At 46.9% G+C, this 13,978-nt stretch carries 14 protein-coding genes; 6 read left to right on the forward strand and 8 right to left on the reverse strand.

The features are described 5' to 3' along the window. Nucleotides 1-95: 95 nt before the first annotated feature. From ACFE8Q_RS02500 to ACFE8Q_RS02520, 5 genes are all read right to left on the reverse strand, one after another. Entirely contained in the window at nucleotides 96-1,376 is a 1,281-nt protein-coding gene (locus tag ACFE8Q_RS02500; protein WP_375443772.1) for an oligosaccharide flippase family protein, read from the reverse strand. Nucleotides 1,377-1,431: 55 nt separating this feature from the next. Then, the gene (locus ACFE8Q_RS02505; RefSeq protein ID WP_375443773.1) at nucleotides 1,432-1,995 is read right to left on the reverse strand and encodes a methyltransferase domain-containing protein; all 564 of its coding nucleotides are present in this window, start codon (nucleotides 1,993-1,995) and stop codon (nucleotides 1,432-1,434) included. Nucleotides 1,996-2,186: 191 nt separating this feature from the next. Then, a complete protein-coding gene (locus ACFE8Q_RS02510; RefSeq protein WP_375443774.1) occupies nucleotides 2,187-3,308 on the reverse strand; it encodes a Wzz/FepE/Etk N-terminal domain-containing protein in 1,122 nt (373 codons plus the stop codon). Nucleotides 3,309-3,321: 13 nt separating this feature from the next. Beyond that, nucleotides 3,322-5,700, reverse strand: a complete 2,379-nt coding sequence (locus ACFE8Q_RS02515) for an SLBB domain-containing protein (RefSeq protein WP_375443775.1) — start codon at nucleotides 5,698-5,700, stop codon at nucleotides 3,322-3,324. A 120-nt stretch (nucleotides 5,701-5,820) separates the two neighbouring features. After that, nucleotides 5,821-6,804 carry a GDP-mannose 4,6-dehydratase gene (locus ACFE8Q_RS02520; protein ID WP_375443776.1) on the reverse strand — a complete coding sequence of 328 codons (984 nt, stop codon included), beginning with the start codon at nucleotides 6,802-6,804 and terminating at the stop codon, nucleotides 5,821-5,823. Between the two features lie 249 nt (nucleotides 6,805-7,053). Between ACFE8Q_RS02520 and hisH the strand changes: the two genes are divergently transcribed. From hisH to ACFE8Q_RS02550, 6 genes are all read left to right on the forward strand, one after another. Then, a complete protein-coding gene (gene hisH / locus ACFE8Q_RS02525; RefSeq protein WP_375443777.1) occupies nucleotides 7,054-7,647 on the forward strand; it encodes an imidazole glycerol phosphate synthase subunit HisH in 594 nt (197 codons plus the stop codon). A gap of 91 nt (nucleotides 7,648-7,738) precedes the next feature. After that, the gene (hisA, locus tag ACFE8Q_RS02530) at nucleotides 7,739-8,461 is read left to right on the forward strand and encodes a 1-(5-phosphoribosyl)-5-[(5-phosphoribosylamino)methylideneamino]imidazole-4-carboxamide isomerase (RefSeq protein WP_375443778.1); all 723 of its coding nucleotides are present in this window, start codon (nucleotides 7,739-7,741) and stop codon (nucleotides 8,459-8,461) included. After that, a complete protein-coding gene (locus ACFE8Q_RS02535) occupies nucleotides 8,451-8,876 on the forward strand; it encodes a GNAT family N-acetyltransferase (RefSeq protein ID WP_375443779.1) in 426 nt (141 codons plus the stop codon). Before hisA ends, ACFE8Q_RS02535 begins: the two co-directional genes overlap by 11 nt. 18 nt (nucleotides 8,877-8,894) lie before the next feature. After that, a complete protein-coding gene (gene hisF, locus ACFE8Q_RS02540) occupies nucleotides 8,895-9,671 on the forward strand; it encodes an imidazole glycerol phosphate synthase subunit HisF (protein WP_375443780.1) in 777 nt (258 codons plus the stop codon). Nucleotides 9,672-9,800: 129 nt separating this feature from the next. After that, the gene (gene hisIE / locus ACFE8Q_RS02545; RefSeq protein ID WP_375443781.1) at nucleotides 9,801-10,403 is read left to right on the forward strand and encodes a bifunctional phosphoribosyl-AMP cyclohydrolase/phosphoribosyl-ATP diphosphatase HisIE; all 603 of its coding nucleotides are present in this window, start codon (nucleotides 9,801-9,803) and stop codon (nucleotides 10,401-10,403) included. A 65-nt stretch (nucleotides 10,404-10,468) separates the two neighbouring features. Continuing rightward, on the forward strand, nucleotides 10,469-10,807 hold the full coding sequence (locus ACFE8Q_RS02550) for a phage holin family protein (protein ID WP_375443782.1): 339 nt from the start codon (nucleotides 10,469-10,471) through the stop codon (nucleotides 10,805-10,807). 56 nt (nucleotides 10,808-10,863) lie between these two features. On the opposite strand, the gene ACFE8Q_RS02555 is transcribed toward ACFE8Q_RS02550, so the two are convergent. Genes ACFE8Q_RS02555 through ACFE8Q_RS02565 form a run of 3 tightly spaced genes read right to left on the reverse strand, consistent with a single transcriptional unit; the run spans nucleotide 10,864 to nucleotide 13,905 of the window. Continuing rightward, complete coding sequence (locus tag ACFE8Q_RS02555; RefSeq protein WP_375443783.1) at nucleotides 10,864-12,201, reverse strand: dihydroorotase; 1,338 nt, start codon at nucleotides 12,199-12,201, stop codon at nucleotides 10,864-10,866. A gap of 32 nt (nucleotides 12,202-12,233) precedes the next feature. Next, nucleotides 12,234-13,205: a porphobilinogen synthase gene (hemB, locus tag ACFE8Q_RS02560; RefSeq protein ID WP_375443784.1), complete on the reverse strand. Its 972-nt coding sequence runs from the start codon at nucleotides 13,203-13,205 to the stop codon at nucleotides 12,234-12,236. A gap of 13 nt (nucleotides 13,206-13,218) precedes the next feature. Beyond that, nucleotides 13,219-13,905: a response regulator transcription factor gene (locus ACFE8Q_RS02565; RefSeq protein ID WP_375443785.1), complete on the reverse strand. Its 687-nt coding sequence runs from the start codon at nucleotides 13,903-13,905 to the stop codon at nucleotides 13,219-13,221. Nucleotides 13,906-13,978 lie beyond the last annotated feature (73 nt).

The following is a 13,978-nucleotide window of genomic DNA, read 5'->3' on the forward strand; positions in this document are numbered from 1 at the left end:
ATTTTTAACTATACCTGGCAACTGGGTGCTACATTTATTCTACTCTAAATCGATAAAAGTCTAGCTCTTTACTCAAAAACAGCTGATTGCAAAAGCTAAAACAGCTTCTGTGGTAAAAGTGATAATCGTTTGTCCGTATGTTTATTGAATAAAATTACGTGTAATCCTACTGTTATAAAAATTTCAGTGATTGCAATCGATATAGTTGTACCAATAGCTAGATAGAGTGGCACAAGAAGAAAATTTAACAGTAAATTCAGTATCGCACCAACGCCAATAATTGGAAGGTAACTTCTGTTGAAGCGATTAATCACTAAAGTTTGATAAGCTGGCAAATTTAAACTGATAATTAGAGGAATAAATGAAAGATAACGCAATAGAGAAGCAGCTTCTGAATTCTCCTTACCTACTATGAACTTAATAAGCGTATTAGCCTCCCCAAAGCATAGTAAGCCCAGCCCAGTAAAAATTATAAGACAAGAATAAAATTCGTACGTAAGAAAGCGATTAAACTCCTTTTGAGACACAACAGCTAAGCGACAGGCATATGGATAAGTTGCTTGTGTAAGTACACCATATATCTGCTTTATAAGTAGCATTACTTTTTCAGCTACCGCATAACTACCTAAAATTTGCCCATTTGCAAATATACTTAAGATAAATAAATTGGAGTTTATATATAATGCATTTAATGCGTTTGTCGAAAATACAGCCCAACCGTCATGTAACTGGACCTGGATTGGCTTCCATTTAAAAGTTAAGTTTGTAGAAATTTTGTAATTCTTTTTTATAAAACTTATACCTATAAGGCCTATAATAATTTCGCCAGTTGCCCATAATAAATTTATTATTATGTAATCTCCCTTGGACTTCACAAGAGTAAAAATCAAACTGTATGTTATCAATCTTGATATAGTGTTAGCATAAGTAATTATATGACTCTTTTCTATTCCCATTAAAAACCAGACAGGAATTAAAAACTTACCAACCACTATAGCGTATGATAAAAGAAAAAGGTATCTATTATCCGAGAAGTTAGGGATTACAAACGTTAAAAATAAGATAAGGATAAAGCCAATTATGACTAAAAATAATCGAACTGAGGTTACATCATTATAAAGTTGATTTAAAAATGGTAAGTCATTTCGTCTTACTGATGCAGATTGGGTAGACGTTAGATTAAAACTGTAATCTGTTAGTATTACTGTAAAGTTCATTACGCCTTGAGCGAGCATAACTAGACCAAATTTTTCAATTCCTATAGTTCTGAGTAAATAAGGTGTTATTAGAAGTGGTGAAACAAAATTTATTAATTGAGAAAGCCCCAGGTATATTACACTTCTAAATAAAGTCAATTTATTTTCTACATTTCTCACATTAAAATAATAAAATGAAGCGATTGATAATTTGTAAACATATTCAAAGCTAGACTTATTTTCTAAGTACTACTTCAACGTTTAATGCAGGAAAAAGTCGGCTTAGAAAAGTGTCTTCATACAAATCTTGGTTACCCTCCCTCATGTTTATAAATGGCTCTATCAGGTAATTGTAAAAATATTTAGGTCGTTTCAAAAACGTTAATTTCAAACTTATCGTAGATGAATAGCTAAAGTCAAAATAATAATTTCTTCCTAAATATGAATCACTCACAAAAAAGTTAAACGTTCTATTAGAGAACATCTTTTTATGAGTGGGATCAATATAATTATTTCTACTTGTAAAATGTGGAACTCGTATTGTTAAGATTCCACCAGGTTTTAAAATTCTGTGTAAATCTTTTAGAACAGGAATATATTCGATATGTTCTAATATGTCTTGACATAGTATCTCGTCAAAATGACAATCTGCGAATGGCAACGGTAGTGTTTCAATATTATGCACAATATCTACACCAGCTAAATTAGCAATATCCATATTGACCCAACCAGGACGTATATCAGTGCCGCAACCCAAATTTAGTTTTAGAAGTTGTTTCGTTTCCACTAAGGTTTCCATAAAAAATTGTTTTAATTCTGGTGTGTTTTAAAACATTATTCGATTGTAGAATAACGCTTAGAATGGTTAATAACACAGAATTGGATAATCCTGCATAGTAAATTAGGACTTGAAGCAATAATAGTTGTACTGAAATGGCTGGCTCACAGATAATGAAGAGAACAAAGTTTCATTCATATTTTTGAAAAAAATTATTCATCAAGTCGTTTTTTGTCATTATTACTTGTTTTAGACATCTTTCTAAATACATTATTTTGGCGACTGATAGCATATATAAAACCTACAATCATCCCCAAAAGTGCAAATCCTAATATTAGTAGAGATCTTTTTGGCCCGCTCTTTTTTAATGGAATTTTTGCTGGTTCTAAGATCTTAAATACAGGAGTCTCCTGTTGAACTTTTATTTTAGCCATTTCGGCTTGCTTTGACAACGTATTATAAAGATCTTGTGATAGGATAAACTCGGCTTGTAAGCGTTGCTCCTCTATTTTAGAAGTATTTAAGTACACACTTCTGTTTTTATCTCGATATACTGAGAGATTATATTCAGCAGTCTGATACCGTTGTCTAGCAATCCCCACTTGTTTCGATAAGAAGTTCACTTCACGTCTAGCCTTCTCTGTTCGGTATGTTGTTATGTAATCGTTTAGATAGTTTAGGGACAGGGTTGCTATATGTGCAGATACTACTGGATCGGGCATAACAGAGTTAATCGTAAGTACACCTGATTTTTTATCAAATGTGGCACCTATATGTTCCTGTAAATCCTCTGCCATAGCTTCCTGATCTTTAGTCAGTTGTAATAGTCTAGTAGGATTTTGGACTTTTAAATCAGCCTGAACTTGATCTTCTGAGCCAAATGATAACCAATCAAGAAGATTCCATCCTCGCTGGTCCTCCCAGTATTTCTCGAATAACTGAGGTCGGCTAACCGACTTAGTATAAACCACTTGTTTGAAAAGGAAAAGCGCGAACGGGGCACTTTGTAGAACATCCGGGTATAATTCAGGGCGTATCGCATCTGACCCACCTGCTATATTATTTATATCAATTCCTGCCAAGCCTGCTAACGAACTCAGATTGCCTAAGCTTGCATTAGTTTTCATTTGCAACTCAGGTAGTACTGTTACTTGTGAGGTGTATTGGTTGGGTAGTGAAAAAACATACACTGCTCCTATAATTACACTAACGAGAACACTAATGAGTAGAATAAGTCGACTTTTTTTTAGGTAAGATATAATCTGACTCACCCGAATTTCTACAAGATCATCGTTTGAGTCATTCATCCGTTCTATAGATTCATTTGTTAACATGCACAGATCAGAACTATCGTCGTAATAAGTTTAGTACAGCCAGAATTAGCGAACCCGTCACTGATAAGATAGTTATACGTTCAACCGTAGACAGACGATTATTATCCAATGGTTTAAACGGTACTACTACTGTTGATCCTGGCTGAATGTCAGGGTAACGTTTAACGCCCAGAAATTGCTTGGTACGGTCTTTACGCCCGTTGGGATAGATGACATAAGAACGGCCAACTCTTGCGTTTTCTGTATAACCGCCAGATAACGATATATAATCTCGAAGCGACATGCCTTCCTCGTAGCTGACCGTTGAGGGATTTAAAACTGCCCCTTGAATAGATACTACATCAGAGCGTCGAGGGATAAATAGCGTATCACGGTCTTGCAATAGCAAATTCCCCTCACTATCTGGGTTCTCGACTACTACACGAATATCTGTGCCTACAATTTGCCCTTTTCGCTTAAGTTGTGATCCAGATAAGTAAGCATCGGGTTTTAGTCCGCCTGCTCGGGAGATAAGATCACTGATTCGCTCAGTCTGGTTCAAAATGGCATACGTACCCGAGTGCATAACTTCACCAGTAACAACTACCTGTTGCTGATTGCCATAATATGGCTGGGTACGTACATAAACGATGTCAAAGGGCTGAAGTAAGAATCGGGCATCGTCTTCATTAAGGCGTAATGATCGGTCTAGCGAAAAACGATATATCTCTGTATTGTTTTGCTCTGTTGTCGAATCGCTCCGGATGCGGCGGGCAATTTCAAGTCGATTAGCGGTTGCTCCTTCCTGAAAACCTCCTGAGAGCGTAATCAAATCCGAAACAGTCATGTTATCAGTGTAAGCGAATTTGCTCGGCTTATTTACGGCGCCTTCAATCGATACATAATACGCCTCTCGCAAATTACGGATCGATTGGATTACGACGCTATCCTGACGCAACAGTGGAATATCGGTTACCTCTCCGGAAAGTAGTTTGGCTACATCAAAGGGGATAAGCTCCAGGTCTGTGTTTTCCTTCTCACGGAAAATAGTGCCACGAGTGGTGAAAGCATCTTTGCGCAACCCATCAGCGCGACGGATCAATTCGCCAACTGTACTAATGCCGTTATTAAGCGCGTAGTCACCCGGCCGCATGACGGCCCCCGCGATCTGAACCCGGTTTTCATACCGGTCAAGGATACGGCCAATCATGTACCGATCACCCCGTTGCGGAGCAAACTGAGCGAATTCGTCAGGAGTAAGGGAAATTACTTTCCGTTCACGAGCCGTATTACGACGCACAGAGACAGAAGCGGTATAGGCTTCTTCATTGAAACCACCAGCAAAAGCAAGCAGAGTTTGAAAAGTTTCGCCAGGCAGAAGTTCAAAAAGATACGGACGGCGAACCTCACCCTGAACGTCGACACGAGTCTGGTATTCAGCTACCCGAATAACATCCTGATCCTGAAGACGGATATTGTCGCGCTGATCGGCGCGGAGCAGGAAATCATACAAATCAATAGTGCGGATGACGCGATTGCCACGGATCACCTGAATTTTGCGAAATGAACCCGTTTCCGGATTTGGGCCACCCGACAAATACAGCGCGTTGAAAGCCGACCCTAATGACGAAATTGTATACGTACCTGGCCGGACAACCTCGCCAACAAGCGTGACACGAATGCTACGGATTTTACCAACGGAAGCGGTAGCATACGTGCCACTTCCCGCAGTACCAAGCCCCTGAAAGCCGCCCTGTCGCAAACGGGCTATCAGGCGTTGTTCCGCCTGTTCAACGGTTAAACCACTCACAATTACGGGTGGCAGATTAGGAATCTTGACGGTTCCTTCAGGCGTTACCCGCAACTTGAAATTGTCGGCTGACGCACCATATATATCGAGCAGTAGTTCATCATCAGGGCCAACAACGTAGTTACGCGGGGTGGCGATCCGAATGTCTGGCTCAAAGGACAAGCTGGCATTCTGGAAAAGTGAAGCCCCAAATACACGGCTACGCATACTGGTCGAATCAGTTCGTGGTAAACTTAATGAATCCATTCGGCGACGCGACAGCCCATTAGGTAATGAACGAATGATGCTCGTGTCTGTATCGCCACTGCTTTGATAGGTACGTGGAGCCTTGCCACGAATCTGAGTAAGCCGACGGCGCATCTTGGCAATGTCATCCAGCGTATACCCCTGCGACATAGCAGCCTGCTCAATCTGGATTTCGCTTAAACCACTTGATTGGGCTCGACGGTAGAATTCCTGAACCTGTTCATCCGATAGTTGATCGACCCGTGACTGGGCAGTGGCGACAAGTGTCGATATGGTCAATAACAGGCTAAACAGAGCCAGAAAAAGACGGTGAATGCGGGAGGAAGAAAATTGAATTGCCAAGTTTGTTACGGGCATGACAAAGGGTCAATGACCAAAATTTAGAGTACAAATCTACTACGGTTTCTGTAAAATTAACGCTTTGATGGTTAAAGCATTGTCAGTAGACGGAACGGGAGGCTTAACAAAAGGGGCTACTTATTGTGCTACCGATATGCGAATCGGTGCTTGTTCAAGCGCAGCGTCGACCATCATTCGGGCTACTTCTTCCATAGAATGTTTGGCTGCCCAGCCCAACTTGAGCTTGGCTTTTGCTGGATAGGCGTGCCCTTCAGCAATGTCTGTAGGACGGAAAAACTGTGGATCAGACACAACATGATCTTCATAATTGAGACCTGCCTGATCAAAAACAGTGGCGATAAAGTCTTTAAGCGTATGCGTTTTTCCCGTGGCGATCACATAATCGTCGGCTACATCACGCTGGAGCATCAGCCACATCGCCTCTACATAATCGGGCGCCCAGCCCCAGTCACGGGCGATGTCGATGTTGCCCAACGTGAGCTTTTCGGAGCTACCGTTGGCAATTCGACAGGCCGCCGAAACAATCTTCTGCGTCACAAACCGCTCGGGCCGCAGCGGCGACTCATGGTTGAATAAAATGCCTGTGCTGGCGTGAAGCTGATAGGCCTCCCGATAATTGGCCAATTGCCAGAAGGCGGCGGCTTTAGCAACACCATACGGACTACGAGGCCGGAACGGCGTATTTTCGTCGGCCGACAACGTACCTGTGTCGCCGAAACACTCGCTCGACCCTGCATTATAGAGCCGGATAGGCTGGTTCGTAAACCGAATAGACTCAAGCAGGTTCAACGTACCTATGCTGATACTCTCCAGTGTTTCAACGGGTTGCTCAAACGATAAGCCTACTGAACTTTGACCAGCCAGGTTATAAACCTCGTCGGGTTTTACCTTTTGCAGGGTTTGCAATACGCTCCTGAAATCGTTGATGCTTACGGAAACAAGATTGACAGACTCTCGAATGCCTAGCCGTTCTAAGTTTCTGAACGATGACATCTGGGCGTCGCGTGAGCCACCGTAAACCGTATATCCTTTGTCTAAAAGCAGTTTGGCTAAATAAGCGCCATCCTGTCCCGAGACGCCGCAAATGAGGGCTGTTTTCATAAATTGTCTTCTAGGTTTGTGCAAAACTACCGCTTCTCCTGAGAACACCTGACAGCCATTACCTCAATGGTAAAGTATTGGCGTTCTCGGTTGGCTGTCGTAAATTTACGACATGATTTCCCGCAAGGCCTCCTTTTTCATGCATCATCGGTCCGTTTGCTAATGCAGACCGATGGCTTTGTCTTGTGACTATTTAGGACCGACTCACGAATAGACCAGCCCGTCTCTGCCAGGAGCCGGGCATTTTTTATGACTACCGTTATCATCAAATATAACGCCGGCAATGTGCAATCAGTGATGTATGCGCTCGACCGAATTGGCGCCGACTACGAACTCACCGATGATGAGAACGCTATCCGGGCCGCCGATAAGGTAATTTTTCCGGGTGTGGGTGAGGCAAGCACGGCCATGATGTACCTGCGCGAACGTGGCCTCGATAAACTCATCCCCAGCCTCACACAGCCTGTGCTGGGTACGTGCGTAGGCATGCAACTGATGTGCCGTTACTCAGAAGAAAACAACACGACATGCATGGGTATCTTCGATATCGATGTCCGTCGATTCCCGGCTTCGGCTGGGAAGGTGCCGCATACGGGCTGGAATAACATCCATAGTCTGCGCGGGCCGCTTACCGATGGACTGGCTGATTTGCCCGTTGATCCCTACGTATACTTCGTGCACAGTTATGCCGCCGACGTTTGCCCCGACACAACGGCTGTCTGCGATTATGGTCGACCATTCAGCGCCATGCTCCAGAAGAATAACTTCTACGCCGCGCAGTTTCATGCCGAAATCAGCGGAAATGTTGGGCAGCGTATTCTTGAGAATTTTTTAAAGTTATGAGTCACCGTCAGGCCGCAAAAGGAAGTGGCTAAGAGCGTAACACCTTTGGTGACTTTCTTTTGCGGCCTGACGGTGGACAATTTTCCTTCTTATGCACATTATTCCTGCCATTGATCTGATTGATGGGAAAGCTGTTCGGCTGACTCAGGGCGATTATGCCCGGAAAAAAGAATACAATGCCCGTCCGCTGGAAGTAGCACAGCAGTTTGAGGATGCCGGGCTGACCCGCCTCCATCTGGTTGATCTGGATGGAGCTAAAGAAAAGCGGATCATCAACCATAAAGTGCTGGAGCTGATCGCCACGAAAACCAAACTCCATATCGACTTCGGCGGCGGCGTTCAGTCAGACGATGATCTCCGAATTGTTTTCGAGTGTGGGGCCAGGCAGGTAACCGGCGGTAGCATTGCCGTGAAGAACCCCGATATGTTCGAGCGATGGTTGTCTCGTTTTGGGGCTGATGTGCTGATTCTGGGTGCCGATGCAAAGAACGAGAAGATTGCCGTTGGCGGTTGGGAAGAAGCAACTACTATTTGGGTCTACGATTTTGTGGATAACTGGGTGGATAAGGGGATAACGCACATAATCAGCACCGACGTTGCCAAAGATGGTCTGTTGCAGGGGCCGTCATTTGACCTTTACCGGAACTTACAGGAGCGGGCGCCCGGACTGAATATCGTTGCCAGTGGGGGCGTAAGCAACATGGGCGATATCGAAAAACTGGCCGAAATGAACCTGTTCGGTGTCATCGTTGGTAAAGCGATTTACGAAGGCCGGGTTACACTAAAAGAACTATCGACGATCAATGGACAGTGACCTAACGATCAGTACCGATAAGACCCGCCTCGACGTGGCGTTGATTCACCGTTTTCTGAGTCAGGAATCGTATTGGGCCGCCAACATTCCGCTTGAGATTGTTCAACGCTCGATCGAAAACTCGCTTTGCTTTGGCGTTTACGAAGGCCATGCTCAAATCGGTTTTGCGCGGGTAATCACCGATCAGGCTACCTTCGCCTATCTGGCTGATGTCTTTGTGTTACCTGATTATCGCGGCCGGGGAATTTCCAGGCAGTTGATAACCGAAATTTCTGCCTGGCCAACCTTGCAGGGTCTGCGTCGCTGGGTGTTAGCCACCCGTGACGCCCATGAGCTATACGCCCAGTTTGGTTTTACGGCCCTTGACCAACCCAACCTGTTCATGCAACGCAAACGCGAAAACGCGTATCAATGATCGTTGATAATTGACCTTATGCTCACAAAACGCATTATTCCCTGTCTTGATATTAAAGATGGCCGTACGGTAAAGGGAACCAACTTTGTTGATCTTCGCGATGCCGGTGACCCCGTTGAACTGGGCTCCATTTATGCTGCGCAAGGGGCCGACGAGCTGGTTTTTCTTGACATTACGGCTACGGTCGATGAGCGGAAAACGCTGCTTGATCTGGTCCGCCGCGTAGCCCACGCCGTGAATATCCCGTTTACAGTTGGTGGAGGCATTTCGTCGGTAGCCGACGTGTCGGCCTTGCTCAATGCGGGGGCCGACAAAGTATCCATCAATTCAGCAGCGGTACGTCGCCCTGAGTTGATCGACGAGCTTGCGCTCGAATTCGGGAGCCAGTGTGTTGTTGTGGCTATAGATACCAGGTACGTTCCTCAAGCGTCTGGCCTTCCTGCGCATATCGTACACACCCATGGTGGGCGGCGGGCCACTGAACTGGGTACGTTGGCCTGGGCGCGGGAAGCAGAGCAGCGCGGAGCAGGCGAAATATTACTGACATCCATGGATACCGACGGAACAAAAGCCGGTTTCGCCCTGGAGTTGACTGCCGCCGTATCGGGTGCAGCCAATATACCAGTCATTGCTTCGGGGGGCGCTGGAACGATGGAGCACTTCACCGAGGTTTTTACCACTGGGAAAGCGGATGCCGGACTGGCTGCCAGTATTTTCCATTTTAAAGAAATAGGAATTCCCGAACTGAAGACGTACCTGCACCAACGGGGTGTTTCGATGCGTTTAACAACTTAATAAATGGTCATTAGATAGTCAGTTATTGTCATTAAGTGGTCATTGGTAGTCCATGCATAGAAAGGCGACGAATGGCAATAAATGACCACTTAATGACAATGACTGACTATCTAATGACTAACCATAACCATGACTATTGATTTTGATAAATCGCCCGATGGGCTGGTGCCTGCTGTAATTCAAGACAGCGAAACGGGCAAAGTGCTGATGCTGGGATACATGAATGAGGAGGCTTACCGAAAAACGGAAGCTGAAGGAATTGTTACGTTTTTCAGCCGCAGCAAGCAACGCCTCTGGACCAAGGGCGAAACCTCTAGTAACTTCCTCCATGTGAAGCAGATGCTGGTCGATTGCGATGGCGATACCTTACTCATCAAAGCCAGCCCCGATGGGCCGACCTGCCATACCGGAGCCGATACTTGTTTCGACGAAGTGAACAGCGGTAAAGGACAGTTCCTCAACTACCTGCAGGCAATTATCCATGATCGGCGGATTAATCCGTCCGATGCGTCGTATACCGCGTCGCTATTTCAGAAAGGTGTAAACAAAATTGCACAGAAGGTGGGCGAAGAGGCCGTCGAACTGGTGATTGAAGCGAAAGACGATAACGACGACTTATTCCGGGGTGAAGCGGCTGACCTGATATTCCACTTTCTGGTCTTGCTGGAACAGAAAAACATGACGCTCGACGACATCATTGGCGTACTTCAACAACGGCACGACAAACAATAGACGAACCTCTACGGTTTGAGAGCTAAGTTTCTGTATCTCTTTCACTCACTAAATCACAAAACACTATGGGCGTTATTATCCGTATCCTGATCAGCGCGGTGGCCGTTTACATCGCCAGTATTTTCATTCCCGGTATCAGAGTGTCGGGTGGCCCCACAACGTACCTGATTGTGGCTATTGTGCTCGGCTTGCTCAACGCGTTTGTAAAGCCCATCCTCACAATTCTGACTATTCCGATCACGATCATCACGCTTGGTCTTTTCCTTATCGTTCTAAACGTGCTCATGGTTTATCTGGCCGCTTACCTGGTCCACGGGTTTTCCGTTAGCGGCTTTATTGCAGCTCTGTTGTTCAGTATCGTTGTCTCCGTCGTTACCTGGCTGATTGATGCGGTCGTAAGCTGAAATCAACACAAACCTATAAGGCCTTTTCAGGTCTTATAGGTTTACTAACCAACTAATTACCGATTAAAGGCTAGGCGTTGCCCGGCTTTTTCTGTTTTGAACGTACCCAACTCATAGACCAATTCACCGGAAACGAACGTATGCGTAATACGATGGCTAAACGTTTCGCCCAGCAGTGGCGACCAGCCGCACTGATACAGAATAGATTCGGGCGTGACGATCGTTGATTGGTTGGGATCAACCAGCACCAGATCAGCCCAGTAGCCTTCGCGAACGTACCCACGACGGTCGATCTGGAAACAGTCGGCGGGGGCGTGGGCCATTTTCTGTACTACTTTTTCGAGCGATAATTTTCCTTGCTTTGCGTAGTCCAGCAGCAGCAACAACGGATGCTGTACCAGCGGTAAACCCGACGGTGCCTGCCAGTAGGGCTGTTGCTTCTCGTCCCAGGTGTGCGGCGCGTGGTCTGTCGCAATAATGTCGAGGCGATCGTCGAGCAGGGCGGCCCAGAGCGCGTCGCGGTGATTGGCCGCCTTTATCGCCGGATTACACTTGATCTGGTTGCCCAGCCGCTCATAATCATCCGCCGTGAAATGCAGGTGATGCACGCACACTTCTGCCGTAATCCGTTTTTCTGTTAGCGGAATATCATTTCGGAATAAATGGAGTTCGTCGGCTGTCGTTAAGTGGAGGATGTGCAGACGGGTGTTGTGCTTTTTCGCTAATTCAACCGCCATAGACGACGAGCGAAAACAGGCATCCTCGTTGCGCACCAACGGGTGAATCCAGGCGGGGGCATTGTCACCATACTCGGCCCGGTAGCGTTCGGCATTGGCCCGAACGGTCGCTTCGTCTTCGCAATGGGTGGCAATGAGCATGGGGCATTCCCGGAAAAGTGCGTCCAGCGTTTGCTCATTATCAACCAGCATATTGCCCGTCGAGGAGCCCATAAATACCTTGACACCGCAAACGTCCGTTGCTTTGGTGCGCAAAACCTCGTCGAGGTTATTGTTCGACGCACCCATGAAAAACGAGTAGTTACCAAAAGCAGTCGCGGCAGCAATGTCGTATTTATCCTGCAACAACGGCTGGGTCAGCGCATTGGGCGTTGTGTTGGGCATTTCCATGAACGTGGTCACGCCCCCGGCAACGCCCGCCCGCGACTCACTGCGGATGGTAGCTTTGTGGGTAAGTCCCGGCTCGCGGAAGTGCACCTGATCGTCGATTACGCCCGGTAGCAGGTACGTTCCTGCTGCGTCGATGACCATATCGCCCGGTTTGGCCGACACACGTTGGCCTACTTCAGCGATAAAACCATTTTCAATACGAAGATCGGCAGATTGCGTTTGCCCCTCATTGATGAGCTGGGCATTAAGAATACGGTAGGCAGTCATACGTTCAGTGGAAGGGTACGCGTACTATTTAATCACAAAAGCGCGGCGGCTTCTTTGGCGAAGTACGTGAGAATCACATCAGCACCGGCGCGTTTGATCGATAGTAAGGACTCCATCATGGCGCGCTCGCCATCGAGCCAGCCATTCTGGGCGGCGGCTTTGATCATGGCATATTCACCACTGACGTTATAGGCGGCAATGGGCAGGTTACTGTTCTGCCGCAACAGACTGATAATGTCCAGATAAGCCAGCGCTGGTTTGACCATCAGCATATCGGCGCCCTCGATGGTGTCCAGTTCCGCTTCGATCAGAGCTTCCCGGCGGTTGGCCGGGTTCATCTGGTACGTTTTTTTGTCGCCAAATTTGGGGGCTGAGTCCAATGCATCGCGGAAAGGACCGTAGAAAGCCGATGCATACTTGGCACAATACGACATGATCGCCACGTTCTGAAAACCGGCTCTGTCAAGTTCCTGACGCAGGTACGAAACTCGACCGTCCATCATATCGGATGGGCCAACAATGTCGGCTCCGGCCTGCGCCTGCGCAACGGCCATGCGGCCAAGTACTTCCAGGGTTTCGTCGTTCAGGATCTTGCCGTTCTCGACAATACCATCGTGCCCGTCCGAACTGTAAGGGTCCATCGCCACGTCGGTCATGACCACGGCTTCGGGGTACGTTTCTTTTATGGCCCGTACCGTTTTCAGATAAAGCCCATCAGGATTATGGCTTTCGGTAGCGTATTTGTCTTTTTTCGACTCCGGCAGGTTAGGAAATAAATCAAACGTGGTGATGCCCAGATCAAGGCAACGGCCGATTTCGTCGAGCAGCAGATCCTGCGAATAACGGTAAATGCCTGGCATCGAACTCACCTCAGAACGAACCTGCTGACCTTCCAGAATGAAAACGGGAAAGATAAAATCAGACGCGTGCAGGCGGGTTTCCTGCACCATGTCGCGAATAGCTGCCGACTGACGATTGCGGCGGGGACGACGGATTATATTCATGATAAATAAACTACTACGCTACCAATTTAAATCCTTCGCCGTGCACATTTACGAGCTGAACAGCCGGGTCGTCTTTAAGGTATTTGCGGAGCTTGGTAATGTATACGTCCATGCTGCGGGCATTGAAATACGAGTCGTCGCCCCATACTACTTTCAGCGCGAAACTGCGGCCCAGCGGCTGGTTCAGGTTCTGTGCCAGCAACTTAAGCAGTTCCGATTCCTTGCTGGTCAGACGTTGACCGGTAGTGTCGTTGTTTCGCAGCAGCAACTGGTGAGGGTAATCGAAACGGAACGTACCTATCTGATACATAGTAGTTTCCGGTTGCGTGTCGGCTCCCTGATATCGCCGCAGAATGGCCTGTATCCGCAACAACAGTTCCTCCATGTTGAAGGGCTTGGTAATATAATCATCGGCCCCAAGGCGTAGCCCCTGAATGGTATCTTCCTGCATGGATTTGGCCGTCAGGAAGATGATGGGTACGTCGCGGCCGTCCATGCGGATTTCTTTGGCCAGTGTGAACCCATCTTTCTTGGGCATCATCACATCCAGAATACACAGGTCATACTGCCCGGCCATGAACTGTTGTAAACCGGCGTTGCCGTCGGTGGCGCGGTCGGTGGGGTAGCCTTTCAGCGTCAGGTATTCCTGCGTGAGCTGGCCAAGATTCGGATCGTCTTCAACAAGAAGGATAGAGGGCATAGGGTTGATTTGTAGGGGCGGCCCATCGTGGCCGCCCGCGACGCGTCAGCCCTTGTGCCTATGATTTGGCGAA

This window comes from uncultured Fibrella sp. (genome assembly GCF_964250085.1).
Taxonomy (GTDB): Bacteria; Bacteroidota; Bacteroidia; order Cytophagales; family Spirosomataceae; genus Fibrella.

Bases quoted from the DNA above. Each gene is read 5' to 3' on its own strand.
- hisIE (WP_375443781.1), top strand. From the start codon at position 9,801: ATGACTATTGATTTTGATAAATCGCCCGATGGGCTGGTGCCTGCTGTA.
- hemB (WP_375443784.1), bottom strand. From the start codon at position 13,205: ATGAATATAATCCGTCGTCCCCGCCGCAATCGTCAGTCGGCAGCTATT.
- hisF (WP_375443780.1), top strand. From the start codon at position 8,895: ATGCTCACAAAACGCATTATTCCCTGTCTTGATATTAAAGATGGCCGT.
- hisA (WP_375443778.1), top strand. From the start codon at position 7,739: ATGCACATTATTCCTGCCATTGATCTGATTGATGGGAAAGCTGTTCGG.
- ACFE8Q_RS02550 (WP_375443782.1), top strand. From the start codon at position 10,469: ATGGGCGTTATTATCCGTATCCTGATCAGCGCGGTGGCCGTTTACATC.
- ACFE8Q_RS02555 (WP_375443783.1), bottom strand. From the start codon at position 12,201: ATGACTGCCTACCGTATTCTTAATGCCCAGCTCATCAATGAGGGGCAA.
- ACFE8Q_RS02565 (WP_375443785.1), bottom strand. From the start codon at position 13,905: ATGCCCTCTATCCTTCTTGTTGAAGACGATCCGAATCTTGGCCAGCTC.
- hisH (WP_375443777.1), top strand. From the start codon at position 7,054: ATGACTACCGTTATCATCAAATATAACGCCGGCAATGTGCAATCAGTG.
- ACFE8Q_RS02505 (WP_375443773.1), bottom strand. From the start codon at position 1,995: ATGGAAACCTTAGTGGAAACGAAACAACTTCTAAAACTAAATTTGGGT.
- ACFE8Q_RS02515 (WP_375443775.1), bottom strand. From the start codon at position 5,700: ATGCCCGTAACAAACTTGGCAATTCAATTTTCTTCCTCCCGCATTCAC.
- ACFE8Q_RS02535 (WP_375443779.1), top strand. From the start codon at position 8,451: ATGGACAGTGACCTAACGATCAGTACCGATAAGACCCGCCTCGACGTG.
- ACFE8Q_RS02520 (WP_375443776.1), bottom strand. From the start codon at position 6,804: ATGAAAACAGCCCTCATTTGCGGCGTCTCGGGACAGGATGGCGCTTAT.
- ACFE8Q_RS02510 (WP_375443774.1), bottom strand. From the start codon at position 3,308: ATGTTAACAAATGAATCTATAGAACGGATGAATGACTCAAACGATGAT.